The following is a 14,806-nucleotide window of genomic DNA, read 5'->3' on the forward strand; positions in this document are numbered from 1 at the left end:
GAACCCGGAAGCTAAGCCTCGTAGCGCCGATGGTACTGCAGGGGGGACCCTGTGGGAGAGTAGGACGCCGCCGAACAATTCTTCTGAGAAGCCCCGCCCGGGGACCCCGGGCGGGGCTTCTCGCATTTCCGGGTTCGGCACGGCCGGTGTGCGACGGCGACGTAGGGTCGCCCTATGGAGACCACCACGACGCCGCCCTCCGGCGAGAGCATCCGTGTCATGTCCGAGCTGACCGCCGAGGATCTCTTCCTTGCGAAGTCCGTGCTGACGGCGGCCTCCGTCGACGACGGCCGGGAGGCGGTCTCGGAGGCGGGCCGGCTGCGGCTCCGGGTGAACGCGGGTCGTCCGGGCGTGCGGCACCTGCTGCAGACGCTGAACGGCCGTCCGGCGGGGTACGCGCAGCTGGAGGTCGCCGGCGACGGGAGTTCGGCGACGGCGGAGCTGGCCGTCCACCCCGAGCTGCGGCGCCGCGGACTCGGCGGCCGGCTGGCCGAGGCGGTCCTCGCGGAGCTCGCACCGGCCAAGGCGGTGGACTGCTGGGCGCACGGGGGCCACCCCGGTGCGGCCCGGCTGGCGGAGCGGTTCGGCGGCGAGCTCGTCCGGGAGCTGCGGCAGATGCGCCGGCCCGCCGGACAGGAAGTGCCCGAGCCGGTGCTCCCGGAGGGCGTGGAGCTCCGCACCTTCCGTCCGGGTGAGGACGACCGGGCCTGGCTGGCGCTGAACGCGCTGGCCTTCGCACACCACCCCGAACAGGGCGCCTGGACGGAGGTGGACCTCGCGGACCGGCTCGCCGAGCCCTGGTTCGATCCGGCCGGCTTCTTCCTCGCCGTCCGTGACGGCGAGCCGGTCGGCTTCCACTGGACGAAGGTGCACCCCGACGGCCTGGGCGAGGTGTACGTGGTCGGGGTGGCCCCGGGCGAGCAGGGCAGCGGCCTCGGCCGGGCGCTCACCGCGGCGGGCCTGCGTCACCTGATCCGGGACCGCGGGGTGCCGGCCGTCCTTCTTTATGTGGACGCTGACAATCCGGCGGCGGTGCGGGTATATGAACGGTTGGGCTTCACCGTCCACGAGGTGGACCTGATGTACCGCGTCCAGGAGGCCGGCCCGGCCGGTGGTTCCGGCCCACAGGGGTGACCGACTCAGCTTTCCTCCTGGCCATCCGGTGTTTACCGTGGATTCAATTGACGCCGCGAAGATCACAGGATGACGCCCGTAGTGCCTCGTCCGCGCTCCGCCCGCCGACCGGCTCGGCTCCGCTCGGCCGCTCCCGGCGGGTGGGCACCGGAGTGGCGGGACGAGGACGCTGCGTACGCCATGCACACGTACGCCGCCGCGAGCACGGCTGACGACCGCGGTACGTGCGCCCGGGACTTCGCCCTGCATGAGGAGCTGGCACCGATGACCATCCCTGGCCCCGTCTCCGCCTCGTCCGGTGCGGCCCCCGGCCCCGCCTCCGGTGCGGGCTCCAAGCAGGCAGCCAAGCAGGCGTCCAAGAGCCGCGCCCGCGTCCCCAAGGCGGCCGGCAGGTCCACGACGGCGGGCGAGACCCGTCCGCGGACCGCCGCGGCCCGGGCGGCCGCGGCGGAGCCCGCACCGGCCGTCCCGGCCGCGCTGCCGAGCGCGATCACCAACGGCCTCGGCGTGCCGGTGAACGACGAGCCGGCGACCGCCCGGATCGCGCCCCGGTCGGCGACGGCCAGCTCCACGGGCGGGGTGCACTCCGCGCTCGCCGACGTCGAGACCGAGTTCGGTGCCCTCCCGGAGGGACGATTCCTCGACCGCGAGCGGAGCTGGCTGGCGTTCAACGAGCGGGTGCTGGAACTCGCCGAGGACCCGGACATCCCGCTGCTGGAGCGGGCCAAGTTCCTCGCGATCTTCGCCAGCAACCTGGACGAGTTCTTCATGGTCCGGGTCGCCGGCCTCAAGCGCCGGATCGCCACCGGTGTGGCCACCAGGAGCGCCTCCGGACTGCAGCCGCGCGAGGTGCTGGACCTGATCTGGCGGCGCGCGCGCGAGCTGATGGCCCGCCACGCGGCGTCCTTCCAGCACGAGGTGCTGCCCGACCTGGCCGCCGAGGGCATCGAGGTGGTCCGCTGGCCCGAGCTCCTGGAGAAGGAGCAGGCCCGGCTGCACACGCTCTTCCGCCAGCAGATCTTCCCGGTGCTGACGCCGCTGGCCGTGGACCCGGCGCACCCCTTCCCGTACATATCCGGCCTCAGCCTGAACCTGGCCGTCGTGGTGCGGAACCCGGTCTCCGGGCACAAGCACTTCGCCCGGGTGAAGGTGCCGCAGTCGCTGTCCCGCTTCCTGGAGGCGTCGCCGCAGCGGTACGTTCCGCTGGAGGACGTGATGGGGGCGCACCTGGAGGAGCTCTTCCCGGGCATGGAGGTGCTCGCCCACCACGCCTTCCGGGTGACCCGCAACGAGGACCTGGAGGTCGAGGAGGACGACGCCGAGAACATCCTCAAGGCGCTGGAGAAGGAGCTCATGCGGCGGCGCTTCGGCCCGCCCGTCCGCCTGGAGGTCGAGGAGTCGATCGACCCGTACATCCTCGACCTGCTGGTGCGCGAGCTGAACGTCAGCGAATCCGAGGTGTTCCCGCTGCCCGGGCCGCTCGACCTGACCGGGCTGTTCGGCATCTCCGACCTGGACCGGCCGGAGCTGAAGTACCCGAAGTTCGTCGCGGGCACCGCGCGCGGGCTGACCGACGTGGAGTCGGCGTCCCAGCCGGACATCTTCGCCGCGATGCGCGAGCGGGACGTGCTGCTGCACCACCCGTACGACAGCTTCTCCACCTCGGTGCAGGCCTTCCTGGAGCAGGCCGCGGCCGACCCGCACGTGCTGGCGATCAAGCAGACGCTGTACCGGACCTCCGGTGACTCGCCGATCGTCGACGCGCTGATCGACGCGGCCGAGTCCGGCAAGCAGGTCCTCGTCCTGGTGGAGATCAAGGCCCGCTTCGACGAGCAGGCCAACATCAAGTGGGCCCGCAAGCTGGAGGAGTCCGGCTGCCACGTGGTGTACGGCCTGATCGGGCTGAAGACGCACTGCAAGCTGTCCCTGGTGGTCCGGCAGGAGGGCGAGACGCTCCGCCGCTACGCGCACGTCGGCACCGGCAACTACCACCCGAAGACCGCCCGGCTCTACGAGGACCTCGGTCTGCTGACCGCGGACCCGCAGGTCGGCGCGGACCTCTCGGACCTCTTCAACCGGCTGTCCGGGTACTCGCGCCGCGAGTCCTACCGGCGCCTGCTGACCGCGCCGCGCGGGCTGCGGGACGGCCTGGTCTCGCGGATCCACGGGGAGATCGCGCACCACCGGGCCGGCCGTCCGGCGTACGTGAAGATCAAGGTCAACTCGATCGTCGACGAGGCGGTGATCGACGCGCTGTACCGGGCCTCGCAGGCCGGCGTGCCGGTGGAGGTGTGGGTGCGCGGCATCTGCGCGATCCGCCCCGGCGTCGCCGGGCTGAGCGAGAACGTCCGGGTGCGCAGCGTGCTCGGCCGGTTCCTGGAGCACTCGCGGATCTTCGTGTTCGGCAACGGCGGCGAGCCCGAGGTGTGGTTCGGCAGCGCGGACATGATGCACCGCAACCTGGACCGCCGGATCGAGGCGCTGGTGCGGGTCTCCGACCCGGCGCACCGGGCGGAGCTGTCCGGGCTGCTCGACCTCGGGGTCTCCGACGAGACCGAGTCCTGGCACCTCGGTGCCGACGGGAGCTGGACGCGGCACTCGACCGACGCCGAGGGCAGGCCGCTGCAGCACGTCCAGGACCTGTTCATCGCCTCGCGCAAGCGCCACCGGAACGCGACCGCGGGCCGCTGACCACTGCCCGGGCCGCCGCCCGCGCCCCCGGTTCCGGCGGTGGCCGGGACGGCGGCCGCGGCGGCCCGGGACGACCACATGGGGGAGTCCTTGTCATGACCGATTCGCCGATGACGGCCCCGGCGGCGCCGAGCGCGTCCGCGGGGGAAGTCCTCTCCGGCTACCTCACCACCCAGGCCGGCGCGTTCCTGCGCGCCCTGCCGCAGGCGGTGGGCGAGGCCGGGTCGAGACCGGGCTCGCTCCCGGCCTCGGCGGCGGGCGCGGACGACCTCCTGCGCGCCGTCCGGCGGATCGGCGGTGCCCTGCACACCTTCGGCGCCGCCTTCGAACCCGGCTGGACCGGTGAGCTGCGGACGGAGCTGGCCTGGCTGCTCGACCTGCTCGGCCGGGAGCCCGGCTACCGCCGCCGGTCGGCCCGGCTGCTCGCCGCGCTGGACTCGCTGAGCGACACCGGCTCCGAGTCGCCCGGCATGCTGGCCGGGCACGCCGGCGCGCCCAAGGCCCGTGCGCTGCTGGAGCGGCAGCTCACCCTCGCCCGGACGAGGACGCACACCGCGCTGCTGCAGGAACTGCGGACGGCGCGGCTGCACGCGCTGGCCGACCGGATGACGCTGCTGAGCGGCGAGGTGCCGCTGCTGGACGAGGTGGCCGGGCGGGGCGGCGGCGCACTGGTGCAGCACGCCGCCGGGGCGCTCGGCGCACTCGCCGCGGCGGCCGAGCGGCTGCCGCTGGCCCGCGCGGCGGAGCCGTACGGCGGTGACGGCCTGCACCGGCTCGCGGTGCTGCCCGCGGCCCGCAGCGCCTCCCCCTCCGACGCCGACGCGCTGCTGGCGGCGGACGACGAGCCCTGGCACCGCGTCCGGGTGCTGGCGAAGCGGGCCCGCTACGCGCTGGAGGTGTGCGGGGCGCCGACCGTCGAGCTGGACCGGCTGGACGCGGTGCTCGACCGCCACCGGGACGCCTCGGACGCCGCCGCCACCGCCTCCACCGCGGCCCGTACGCCGCGGATCACGCCGGCGACCGCGTACGTGCTCGGCGTGGTGCATGCTGATCAGCGACTGGAGGTGGAGGCGGCCCGGTACGCCTTCGGCCACCAGTGGCCGAAGCTCCCGCACCACGGATGGCACGAATGGGCGACCGTCTGACCGCAGCGCAGCACCGCGCTGCCAATCCCTTCCGCGTCCGGCTCGCCGGGCGGTCCCGGCGCGGCGGCGCCCCCGCCATGCGGGCCGCCGTGCCCGGCTACGGGCCGACCGTGCTGGCCGCCGGCGGGGTGCTCTGGGTGCCCGGCGGGCCGAAGAAGGACGGCCGGGGCCTGAAGAAGCCGAGGATCGCCGTGATCCACCGGCCGAAGTACGACGACTGGAGCCTGCCCAAGGGCAAGCTCGAACCCGGCGAGGGCTGGCAGGCGGCGGCGCTGCGCGAGCTGCGCGAGGAGACCGGGATGCACTGCGTCCTGGGCCAGGAGCTGCCCGCGCAGCACTACCTGGTCGACGGCCGGCCCAAGGAGGTGCGCTACTGGGCTGCGGTGCCGACCGGTGGTGCGTTCACCCCCGGGCGCGAGGTCGACCGGCTGGAATGGCTTCCCCCGAAGAAGGCGAAGGCCCGTCTCACGCACGTCCGGGACCGTGCCCTGGTGGACGCGCTGCTCGTCCTGCTGGGCGGCGCACGGGCCTGAACGGGCGCTGCCCGGCGCACCCCGCGGCCGTGTTCCGCCGCAGGTCAGCAGTGCCCCGGCGGGGCCGTCCCGGGTGATCTCACCGCGCCCTCACCGTGACGCAACCGTTACTACCGACCTCGGTTTCCCGCCAGCCGTTCGAGGTTCACCATCCGTTCATTTGCGACCGCCTGACGCGTCACCTGCCCGGCCTACCTTCGGGACCACCGGAGGGCCGAACGGGCCCCGGACCACAGCGAAACCCGCGCTGATCGAGCCATCGACGAGCTCGTCAGGACGCAGGGTTTGCCTCAGAAAGGGACACCCAGTGAAGCTCCAGCGGAACGGCTCCAAGGCCCTCGCCATCGGTGCCATGGCGCTCGTCGGCACGCTGTCGCTCGCGGCCTGCGGTACGGACGACAACTCGACCAGCAGCTCGGGCAGCAGCGCCGCGGCCTCCGGTGCGGCCCCCGCCGCCCAGATCGCCTGCGGCAAGGGCGGGCAGCTGCTGGGTGCGGGTTCGACCGCCCAGACCAACGCGATCGACGTCTGGAAGGCCGCCTTCGGCTCCGCCTGCTCCGGCTCGACCATCACCTACGGCGGCGGCGGCTCCGGCGCTGGCGTGCAGCAGTTCAACCAGGGCAAGGTCGCCTTCGCCGGCTCCGACTCGGCCCTCAAGCCCGCCGAGGTCGACGCCTCGAAGCAGGTCTGCACCGGCGGCCAGGGCATCAACCTGCCGATGGTCGGCGGCCTGATCTCGGTCGTCTTCAACGTCGAGAACGTCGACAAGCTCGTCCTCGACGGCCCGACCATCGCGAAGATCTTCGACTCGCAGATCACCAAGTGGAACGACCCGGCGATCGCCGCGCTGAACCCGGGCGTCACCCTGCCGGACGCGCCGATCCAGGCCATCCACCGCTCGGACGACTCGGGCACCACCGCCAACCTGACCGGCTACCTGGCCAAGGCCTCCGGCGGCGCCTGGACCTACCCGGCCAGCAAGACCTGGGCGGGCAAGGGCGGCCAGTCCGCCAACGGCTCGGCCGGCGTCTCCGCGCAGGTCAAGCAGGTCAAGAACTCGATCAGCTACGTCGAGCTCTCCTACGCCCAGACCAACAGCCTGAAGAGCGCCGCCATCAACACCGGCGCCTCCAAGCCGGTCGACGCGACCGCCGAGAACGCCGCCACCACCTTCTCCAAGGCGAAGATCGCCGGCACCGGCAGCGACCTGGCCCTGAGCCTCGACTACGCGACCAAGGACGAGGGCGCCTACCCGATCGTCCTGGTCACCTACGAGATCGTCTGCGACAAGGGCAACAAGGCCGAGAGCCTCGACACCCTGAAGTCCTTCCTGACCTACACCGTCAGCGACGCCGGCCAGCAGGCCATCGGCGCCAAGGGCTACGTCCCGCTGCCGAAGGAGCTCTCCTCCAAGGTCCAGGCCGTCATCCCGACCCTGGCCTGACCCCCGCACCACCGGCGGGGCGGCCCTCATAGGGGGGACGGGCCGCCCCGCCGGAAGCACCACACCACGAGCACCACACGTCCGGGGCACCGCCGCCAGGTGCCGTCCCCCACGGGGGCAGCACCGTCAGACCGGAGTAGACGATCATGACTTCATCCCCCCCTGCCGCCGCACGGGGCAGGGCCCGCCGGAGCCGGAGCGACAGCCGGCTCGGCGACAGCATCTTCTTCAACCTCTCCCGAGGGTCGGGCATCCTGCTGCTGGTCATCATGGCCGCGATCGCAGGCTTCCTCGCCTACCGCTCGGGCATCGCGCTGTCCAAGGACGAGGGCAACTTCCTCACCACCTTCGAGTGGAACCCGGACGCGCCCAAGCCGGTCTTCGGCATCGCCGTCCTCGCGTTCGGCACCATCGTCAGCGCGCTGATCGCCATGGTGATCGCCGTACCGGTCGCCGTCGGCATCGCGCTGTTCATCTCGCACTACGCACCGCGCCGCATCGCACAGCCCTTCGCCTACCTGGTCGACCTGCTCGCCGCGGTGCCCAGCATCGTCTACGGCCTGTGGGGCGTGCTGTTCCTCGTCCCGCACATGGACGGCCTGACCGCGTGGATGGACCAGTACCTCGGCTGGACGTACCTCTTCGACCAGACCCAGGCCGGCGTCACCCCGCGCAACCTCTTCACCGTCGGCATCCTGCTGGCGATCATGGTCCTGCCGATCATCACCGCGGTCAGCCGCGAGGTCTTCCGACAGGTCCCGCGCATGCACGAGGAGGCGGCCCTCGCCCTCGGCGCCACCCGCTGGGAGATGATCCGCACCGCCGTGCTGCCCTTCGGCCGCCCCGGCATCATCTCCGCCTCGATGCTCGGCCTCGGCCGCGCGCTCGGCGAGACCATCGCCGTCGCCATCGTGCTCTCCGCCAACAGCGTGCTCTCGCTGCACGTCCTCGACCCCGGCGGCGGCACCTTCGCGCAGAACATCGCGCTCAAGTTCAACGAGGCCCAGCCGTTCGGCCGTGACGCCCTCATGGCCTCCGGCCTGGTCCTCTTCGTGATCACCCTGCTGGTGAACGGCGCCGCCCGACTGATCATCGCGCGCCGCAAGGAGTACTCGGGGGCCAACGCATGAGCACCGCAACCACCATTGCGGACTCGGCTCCGCAGCTGCGCCGCAGCCTGACCACCGCGCGGCTCCCCAAGTGGGCGCCGGCCGGCGTGGCGCTGCTCTCGATCGGCCTCGGCTGCGCCGTCGGCGCCGGCGCCGGACTCTCCAGCCACCTGCAGTGGGGCATGATCGCCGCCGCGCTCTTCGTGGTGCTGAGCTACGCGCTCTCTGCCCGCGTCGAGGGCCGCCGCCAGGCCAAGGACCGGCTCGCCACCGCGGTGGTCTGGGTCGCCTTCATCCTGGCCGTCGTCCCGCTGGTCGCGCTGACCTTCTACACCGTGCAGCAGGGCCTGGAAGTGCTCGACGGCGACTTCCTGACCCACTCCATGAAGAACGTGATCTCCTCCGGCCCCGGCGGCGGCATCTACCACGCGCTGATCGGCACCCTGGAGCAGGTCCTGCTGGCGACCCTGATCGCCGCCCCGATCGGTCTGCTGACCGCGGTCTACCTGGTGGAGTACGGCCGCGGCCGGCTCGCCAAGTGGGTCACCTTCTTCGTCGACGTCATGACGGGTGTGCCGTCGATCGTCGCCGGTCTGTTCATCCTCTCGCTCTGGAACATCCTGCTCGGCTTCGACTACTCGGGCTTCTCCGGCAGCCTCGCGCTGGCCATCCTGATGATGCCGGTCGTCGTGCGCTCCACCGAGGAGATGCTCAAGCTCGTCCCGAACGAGCTGCGGGAGGCCTCGTACGCGCTGGGCGTGCCGAAGTGGAAGACCATCCTGCGCATCGTGCTGCCGACCGCGATCGGCGGCATCACCACCGGTGTGATGCTGGCCGTCGCCCGCATCACCGGCGAGACCGCGCCGGTCATGATGCTGGTCTTCGGCGCCGACGCCATCAACGGCGACCCCTTCAACGGACCGCAGCAGTCGCTGCCGCTCTACATCTGGCAGCAGTACTCGATGGTCAACAACGACTTCGGCTACGCCCGCGCCTGGGGCGCCGCGCTGGTGCTGATCTTCTTCGTGATGGGGCTCAACCTCATCGCGCGGGGCATCGCACGCTGGCGCTCGCCCAAGGGCGGACGCTGACCCGACTGACGTACGAGACGAGAGAAGAGAAAGACCATGGCCAAGCGCATCGACGTCAGCGGACTGTCCGCCTACTACGGAGCCACCCGCGCCATCGAGGACATCTCGATGACCATCGAGCCCCGCTCCGTGACGGCCTTCATCGGCCCGTCCGGCTGCGGCAAGTCCACCTTCCTGCGCACCCTCAACCGCATGCACGAGGTCATCCCCGGTGCCCGCGTCGAGGGCAAGGTGATGCTGGACGACGAGAACCTGTACGCCTCCAACGTCGACCCGGTCGCCGTGCGCCGCTCGGTCGGCATGGTGTTCCAGCGGCCGAACCCCTTCCCCACCATGTCGATCTACGACAACGTGGTGGCCGGCCTCAAGCTCGCCGGCGTGCGGAAGAAGTCCGTGCTGGACGGCGTGGTGGAGAAGTCCCTCAAGGGCGCCAACCTCTGGAACGAGGTCAAGGACCGGCTGAACAAGCCCGGCGCCGGCCTCTCCGGCGGTCAGCAGCAGCGCCTGTGCATCGCCCGCGCCATCGCGGTCGAGCCCCAGGTCCTGCTGATGGACGAGCCCTGCTCCGCCCTCGACCCGATCTCCACCCTCGCCATCGAGGACCTGATCGGCGAGCTGAAGTCCCAGTACACGATCGTCATCGTGACCCACAACATGCAGCAGGCGGCCCGCGTCTCCGACCGCACCGCCTTCTTCAACCTGGCCGGCGTCGGCCAGCCGGGCAAGCTGATCGAGCTGGACGACACCCAGCGGATCTTCTCCAACCCGTCCGTCCAGGCGACCGAGGACTACATCTCGGGCCGCTTCGGCTGACCGGGCCGGGCTCCCCGGAGCCCCACCGACTACTTCGCGGTGCTGCATGGCGGTGCCGCCGCGAAGTACGCAGGGCCCGCCCCCGTGATGTGGGGGCGGGCCCTGCACCCTTCCGGGCGGGCTCGTCGGGGATCAGAGGAAGAGCAGGTCCACGACGCCGTACATCGCGGCGGCCACCAGGGCGGCCGCCGGCATGGTGATGAACCAGCCGAGCACGATGTTCTTGGCAACGCCCCAGCGGACCGCGCGGATCCGCTTGGTGGCACCCACACCCATGATCGCCGAGGTGATCACGTGGGTGGTGGAGATCGGCGCCGCGTAGACGAACGACGTGATGTACATGACGGTCGACGCCGTGGCCTCGGAGGCGAAGCCCTGCGGCGGGTCCAGCTCGATGATCTTGCGGCCGAGGGTCCGCATGATCCGCCAGCCGCCCGCGTAGGTGCCCAGCGACAGCATGGTCGCGCAGGACACCTTCACCCAGATCGGGATGTCGCCGGTGGTCTGGTGGCCCGAGATGGTGAGCGCCATCACCACGATGCCCATGGTCTTCTGGGCGTCCTGCAGACCGTGGGCCAGGGCCATGGCGGCGGCCGAGGCGGTCTGCGCGACCCGGAAGTTGCGCTTGGCGCGGTGCGGGTTGGCCCGGCGGAAGATCCACAGGATGCCCAGCATGACCAGGAAGCCGCCAACGAGGCCGACCACCGGCGAGACCACCATCGGGATGATGATCTTGTCGACGACGCCGCTCCAGATCACCGCGGTGCCGCCGGCCAGCGCCGCACCCACCAGGCCGCCGAACAGGGCGTGCGAGGAGGACGAGGGGAGGCCGAAGTACCAGGTGACCAGGTTCCAGGTGATCGCGCCGACCAGTGCGGCGAAGAGGATCGCCATGCCCTGGCTGCCCGTGGGCGTCTCGATGATGCCGCTGGAGACGGTGTGCGCCACCCCCGAACCGAGGAAGGCGCCGGCCAGGTTCATGACCGCGGCCATCGCCAGCGCCGCCCGCGGGGTCAGCGCCCGGGTGGAGACCGAGGTGGCGATCGCGTTCGCCGAGTCGTGGAAGCCGTTGGTGTAGGTGAAGAAGAAGGCCACGCCGATGACGACGATGAGTGCTGCCGTGTCCACGGAGGTCAGGACTCCTTGACCGCGATGGTCTCCACCGTGTTCGCCACGTGCTCGAAGGCGTCGGCGGCCTCCTCCAGGACGTCGACGACCTGCTTCAGCTTCAGCACCTCGATCGCGTCGTACTGGCCGGAGAACAGGTGGGCCAGCAGCTTGCGGTGGATCTGGTCGGCCTGGTTCTCCAGCCGGTTGACCTCGATCCAGTACTCGGTGAGGTTCTTCATCGACCGCAGGTTCGGCATCGCCTCCGCGGTCAGCTCGGCGGCCCGCGCCAGCACCTCGATCTGCTGCTCGACACCCTTCGGCAGGGACTCGATGTCGTAGAGGACGACCAGGTCGACCGCCTCCTCCATGAAGTCCATGATGTCGTCCAGCGAACCGGCGAGGCTGTAGATGTCCTCGCGGTCGAAGGGCGTGATGAAGGAGGAGTTCAGCTGGTGGAAGATCGCATGGGTGGTGTCGTCGCCGGCGTGCTCGGCGGCGCGCATGCGCTCGACGATCTCCGCGCGGGCCGACACGTCTGATCCCAGCAGTTCCAGCAGGAGCTTCGACCCGACGACGAGGTTCTCCGCCGCGGCGGCGAACATGTCGTAGAAGCTCGTCTCCTTCGGGGTCAGGCTAAAACGCACGGAAATCTCCGATGTGCGGGGTAGGGACTGAACGACTCTAGGCGTTCGCCGTCCCGGGTGTGCAAACGGGGTGTTGGCGCGGTTCCCCAGTCTGGCGGAACCCCGGCCGGATTGCCCCCGCCGTGCACGAGGAGATCCGTTCCCCGCCCGGACGGCGGAACATGCGGGGAGCCTCCCGTGTTGGACACTGGAGGTCCAGGGACGGCGACCAGGGAGACAGAGGCGGGCCGGATGACCACGATTCAGACGCGCACCGAGGACACCGGGACCCCCGGGGCCGCGGCCGGCACCCCCGACACCGCGGCCGGCGGCGACGACGTCACCGCCGAGGCCGGCGCGGCGCACCCGCACGGCGGTCCGCACGGCTACAGCGCCCAGAAGAACGAGCACCTCAAGCGGCTGCGCCGGATCGAGGGCCAGATCCGCGGCCTGCAGCGCATGGTCGACGAGGACGTCTACTGCATCGACATCCTCACCCAGGTCTCCGCGGGCACCAAGGCGCTGCAGTCCTTCGCCCTCTCGCTGCTGGAGGAGCACCTGCGGCACTGCGTGGCCGCAGCCGCCGAGCAGGGCGGCGCCGAACTCGACGGCAAGGTCGCCGAGGCCACCGCCGCCATCTCCCGGCTGCTGCGCACCTGAGCGCGGGTCACCCGCTGAACACCGGTCAGCGCGGGCACGGGCGGCGGGAACGACGGCCGCCGCCCCGACCCGCGCGACGCGGCCCCGGCACCGCCGTCAGCCGGCGGGCGACCGTTCGGCGCCGTCCTGCCGCGGCGCCGCCGGCACCCGGTCGAGCAGCACCCGGTCGATCTGCTCGGTGGCCAGTTTCTCGTCGGAACTGGTCGATGCGGCGATCATGAGCTCGCCGGCCAGCTCGATCTCGTCGAGCGCGGTCTTGTCGTGGCCGCCCGCGCGGCCGTCCGAGGATGCCACCTGCACCACCCCTCCAGCGCCGCCTCCCGGCCAGGACGGCGGTACCCCGTCCTCCAGGGTAAGGAGGAGCGGCGCCCCGCCGTATGGCACGGACGGGTCATCTCTGCGGCCACAGGCACTAGGACCCGTGGCCGGAACCTGGCTGCAGGCCCCCGGAGCCGTCACTTCGCAGGTGCCGAGGCCTTCGGCGAGTAGATGTCGGCGGAGGACGGCTCGGCCGCCCGGACGGGGGTGCCGAAATCGGCCAGCGAGGTGGTCGAGACCACCTTCACCTGGTCCTTCGCCTCCTTGGAGCCCGCCACCCCGGCGAAGGCGAAGGTCTCCACCACCTTGTGCACCCGCCCCTGGGCGTCCAGCCACACCTCGTACGGCACCTGCTTCGCCGTGAAGGTCTGCGCGGCCATCCGCAGGCCGTCCGCGCCCCGGCCGCCGGTGGCCTCGGCCGCCTTGGCGAGGTCCAGGGTGCCCTTGTAGTGCTTGAGCTCGGTGCCGTCGACCGTCTCGGTGCCGACCAGCTCGGCCGACTCCGCGCCGCGCAGCGCACCGGCGGCGCTGGCCGGGTCCGTGGCTCCGCTGCTGACCAGGTTGCCGTCGGGGAGCTGGCGGACGTCCAGCCGGACCCACTTGCCGGCCGGGACCTTGGCACCGCTGTTCTGCAGGTAGACCGTGCCCGGCAGGACGATCTCCTTGATCGTGCCGGTGGTGGCCGCGCCGGGCGGCACGTCGATCTCCAGCGTGCCGATCCGCTTCACGTAGTCGTAGCCGCCGGTGCCGTTGAACACGGCCTTCTTCTCCGCCGACTCGGTGACCAGCTCGGTGGTGGTGCGGGCCGAGCCCGTCCGGCCGGTGATGTCGGCCGCGGAGCGCACCGCGGTCAGGGGGTCGGCGGAGAGCACGTCCGCCGAGCCGCCCCGCGGCTCGGCGCCCCCGCCCGAGCAGGCGGACAGGACGGCGGCCAGCAGCGCCGCCGCCGCGGCGGTGCGGACGGGCTTCAGCTTCTTCACGATCGACACAACCCCCTCGGGCACCGATGCCCGGCAAGCAGCCACCCCGGATGGGCAGAGCTATCCAGGGCCCAACGAGCCCGGCCCGCAAGGGTTACGGCCGTCCCGGCGTACGGAATCGTCCGCGCGCCCCCGGTCGACGCGTTACGGTGAAGCACGTGTCCAGCGACGTCCCGGCGGAGTCCGTGCCGGCCCCGCCCAACGCCCACCTGGTGGCTCTCCAGGAACGCGGATCGTTCTGCTTCGCCAGCTGCAGCTGCGGCTGGTTCGCCCCGGGGCGGCGCTCCCGCGACCGCGCCCGACGGGACGCCGACGAACACCGGCGCGACGGCACCGCCTGACCGCCCGGCGGAGGGCCGGAGCGGGGCTCAGGCCGCCAGGTCGGACTCCGGAGCCGGCTGCTCGACCGCGGCGGGCTCGCGCCGCCGACGGCTGCGGCCGTCCCCGGCACCCCCGCGGGCCGGCCTGCGGGCGACCACCAGCGGCGCGGCCGCCGTCCTGGTGAGCGCGTGGCAGAACGGCACCAGCACCGCCATCGCCAGCGGCGCCAGCAGCAGCACCACGGCGGTGGCCAGGGCGAAACCGCCGATCACGTCCGTCGGGTAGTGCACGCCCATGTACATCCGGCAGAAGCCCTGCAGCAGGGCCAGCGCGCCCGCGACCAGGCCCAGCCTGCGGTTCACCAGCAGCAGGGCGACGGCGATGCCCATCGACATCGCCGAGTGGTCGCTGACGAAGGAGAGGGTGCCCTCCTTGCCCTCCACCAGGACCTCCAGCTCGGGGTGGTCCACGAAGGGGCGCGGCCGGTCCACGATCGCCGAGATCGGCAGGTTCGCCAGCTCGGCGATCGCCACCGCCAGCGGCGCCCACAGCAGGCCGGCCACCGCCACCGGGGCGTCCGGCCGGCGGCGGGCCTGCAGCCAGGCCGTCAGGCAGACCGCGGCCAGGCCGAGCAGGATGCCGTACTCGCCGATCCACGAGACCGCGGAGTCCAGCCACCCCGGGGCCGAGACGGCCAGCCCGTTGATCGCGCGGAGCAGGCCCAGGTCGGGGTTGCCCGTGTCGGCGAGCAGCGTCGACACGCCGCACCTCCCTCTCTGTGTCCGGTGCACCGGCCCGGTTGCACCGCCTGCGTCCCCCGTCCCGGCAGGTCGT

General features: G+C 72.0%; 15 protein-coding genes and 1 rRNA gene. 11 read left to right on the plus strand and 5 right to left on the minus strand.

From position 1 onward, the window contains the following. From rrf to pstB, 9 genes are all read left to right on the plus strand, one after another. Positions 1 to 76: ribosomal RNA gene (rrf, locus tag AB0O09_RS08230) — 5S ribosomal RNA — on the plus strand; the annotation flags it as partial. 143 nt (positions 77 to 219) lie between these two features. Next, the gene (mshD, locus tag AB0O09_RS08235; protein WP_363540894.1) at positions 220 to 1,134 is read left to right on the plus strand and encodes a mycothiol synthase; all 915 of its coding nucleotides are present in this window, start codon (positions 220 to 222) and stop codon (positions 1,132 to 1,134) included. A gap of 264 nt (positions 1,135 to 1,398) precedes the next feature. After that, complete coding sequence (locus AB0O09_RS08240) at positions 1,399 to 3,825, plus strand: RNA degradosome polyphosphate kinase (RefSeq protein ID WP_363540756.1); 2,427 nt, start codon at positions 1,399 to 1,401, stop codon at positions 3,823 to 3,825. A gap of 95 nt (positions 3,826 to 3,920) precedes the next feature. Beyond that, entirely contained in the window at positions 3,921 to 4,970 is a 1,050-nt protein-coding gene (locus tag AB0O09_RS08245) for a CHAD domain-containing protein (protein ID WP_363540757.1), read from the plus strand. A gap of 77 nt (positions 4,971 to 5,047) precedes the next feature. Continuing rightward, positions 5,048 to 5,503 carry an NUDIX hydrolase gene (locus AB0O09_RS08250; protein WP_363540895.1) on the plus strand — a complete coding sequence of 152 codons (456 nt, stop codon included), beginning with the start codon at positions 5,048 to 5,050 and terminating at the stop codon, positions 5,501 to 5,503. 307 nt (positions 5,504 to 5,810) lie between these two features. After that, on the plus strand, positions 5,811 to 6,947 hold the full coding sequence (gene pstS, locus AB0O09_RS08255) for a phosphate ABC transporter substrate-binding protein PstS (RefSeq protein ID WP_363540758.1): 1,137 nt from the start codon (positions 5,811 to 5,813) through the stop codon (positions 6,945 to 6,947). Positions 6,948 to 7,093: 146 nt separating this feature from the next. Then, entirely contained in the window at positions 7,094 to 8,077 is a 984-nt protein-coding gene (pstC, locus tag AB0O09_RS08260; RefSeq protein WP_363540759.1) for a phosphate ABC transporter permease subunit PstC, read from the plus strand. Continuing rightward, positions 8,074 to 9,147: a phosphate ABC transporter permease PstA gene (pstA, locus tag AB0O09_RS08265; protein WP_363540760.1), complete on the plus strand. Its 1,074-nt coding sequence runs from the start codon at positions 8,074 to 8,076 to the stop codon at positions 9,145 to 9,147. Before pstC ends, pstA begins: the two co-directional genes overlap by 4 nt. Positions 9,148 to 9,183: 36 nt before the next feature. Then, on the plus strand, positions 9,184 to 9,960 hold the full coding sequence (gene pstB, locus AB0O09_RS08270) for a phosphate ABC transporter ATP-binding protein PstB (RefSeq protein ID WP_363540761.1): 777 nt from the start codon (positions 9,184 to 9,186) through the stop codon (positions 9,958 to 9,960). A gap of 132 nt (positions 9,961 to 10,092) precedes the next feature. On the opposite strand, the gene AB0O09_RS08275 is transcribed toward pstB, so the two are convergent. Continuing rightward, positions 10,093 to 11,088, minus strand: a complete 996-nt coding sequence (locus AB0O09_RS08275; RefSeq protein ID WP_363540762.1) for an inorganic phosphate transporter — start codon at positions 11,086 to 11,088, stop codon at positions 10,093 to 10,095. 5 nt (positions 11,089 to 11,093) lie between these two features. Next, positions 11,094 to 11,714, minus strand: coding sequence for a DUF47 family protein (locus AB0O09_RS08280; protein ID WP_363540763.1), 621 nt, complete (start codon positions 11,712 to 11,714; stop codon positions 11,094 to 11,096). A 231-nt stretch (positions 11,715 to 11,945) separates the two neighbouring features. Between AB0O09_RS08280 and AB0O09_RS08285 the strand changes: the two genes are divergently transcribed. Then, positions 11,946 to 12,353, plus strand: a complete 408-nt coding sequence (locus tag AB0O09_RS08285; protein WP_363540764.1) for a metal-sensitive transcriptional regulator — start codon at positions 11,946 to 11,948, stop codon at positions 12,351 to 12,353. A gap of 96 nt (positions 12,354 to 12,449) precedes the next feature. Here the strand turns inward: AB0O09_RS08285 and AB0O09_RS08290 are convergent, their stop codons facing one another. Both AB0O09_RS08290 and AB0O09_RS08295 read right to left on the minus strand, forming a co-directional pair. Next, entirely contained in the window at positions 12,450 to 12,647 is a 198-nt protein-coding gene (locus AB0O09_RS08290) for a hypothetical protein (RefSeq protein WP_359979038.1), read from the minus strand. 161 nt (positions 12,648 to 12,808) lie between these two features. Beyond that, positions 12,809 to 13,651, minus strand: a complete 843-nt coding sequence (locus AB0O09_RS08295) for a hypothetical protein (protein ID WP_363540765.1) — start codon at positions 13,649 to 13,651, stop codon at positions 12,809 to 12,811. A gap of 158 nt (positions 13,652 to 13,809) precedes the next feature. Between AB0O09_RS08295 and AB0O09_RS08300 the strand changes: the two genes are divergently transcribed. Continuing rightward, positions 13,810 to 13,992 carry a hypothetical protein gene (locus tag AB0O09_RS08300; RefSeq protein WP_363540904.1) on the plus strand — a complete coding sequence of 61 codons (183 nt, stop codon included), beginning with the start codon at positions 13,810 to 13,812 and terminating at the stop codon, positions 13,990 to 13,992. A gap of 27 nt (positions 13,993 to 14,019) precedes the next feature. On the opposite strand, the gene AB0O09_RS08305 is transcribed toward AB0O09_RS08300, so the two are convergent. Then, the gene (locus AB0O09_RS08305; protein WP_363540766.1) at positions 14,020 to 14,733 is read right to left on the minus strand and encodes a phosphatase PAP2 family protein; all 714 of its coding nucleotides are present in this window, start codon (positions 14,731 to 14,733) and stop codon (positions 14,020 to 14,022) included. Positions 14,734 to 14,806: the final 73 nt, after the last annotated feature.

This window comes from Kitasatospora sp. NPDC093679 (genome assembly GCF_040683455.1).
GTDB classification, from domain to species: domain Bacteria; phylum Actinomycetota; class Actinomycetes; order Streptomycetales; family Streptomycetaceae; genus Kitasatospora; species Kitasatospora arboriphila.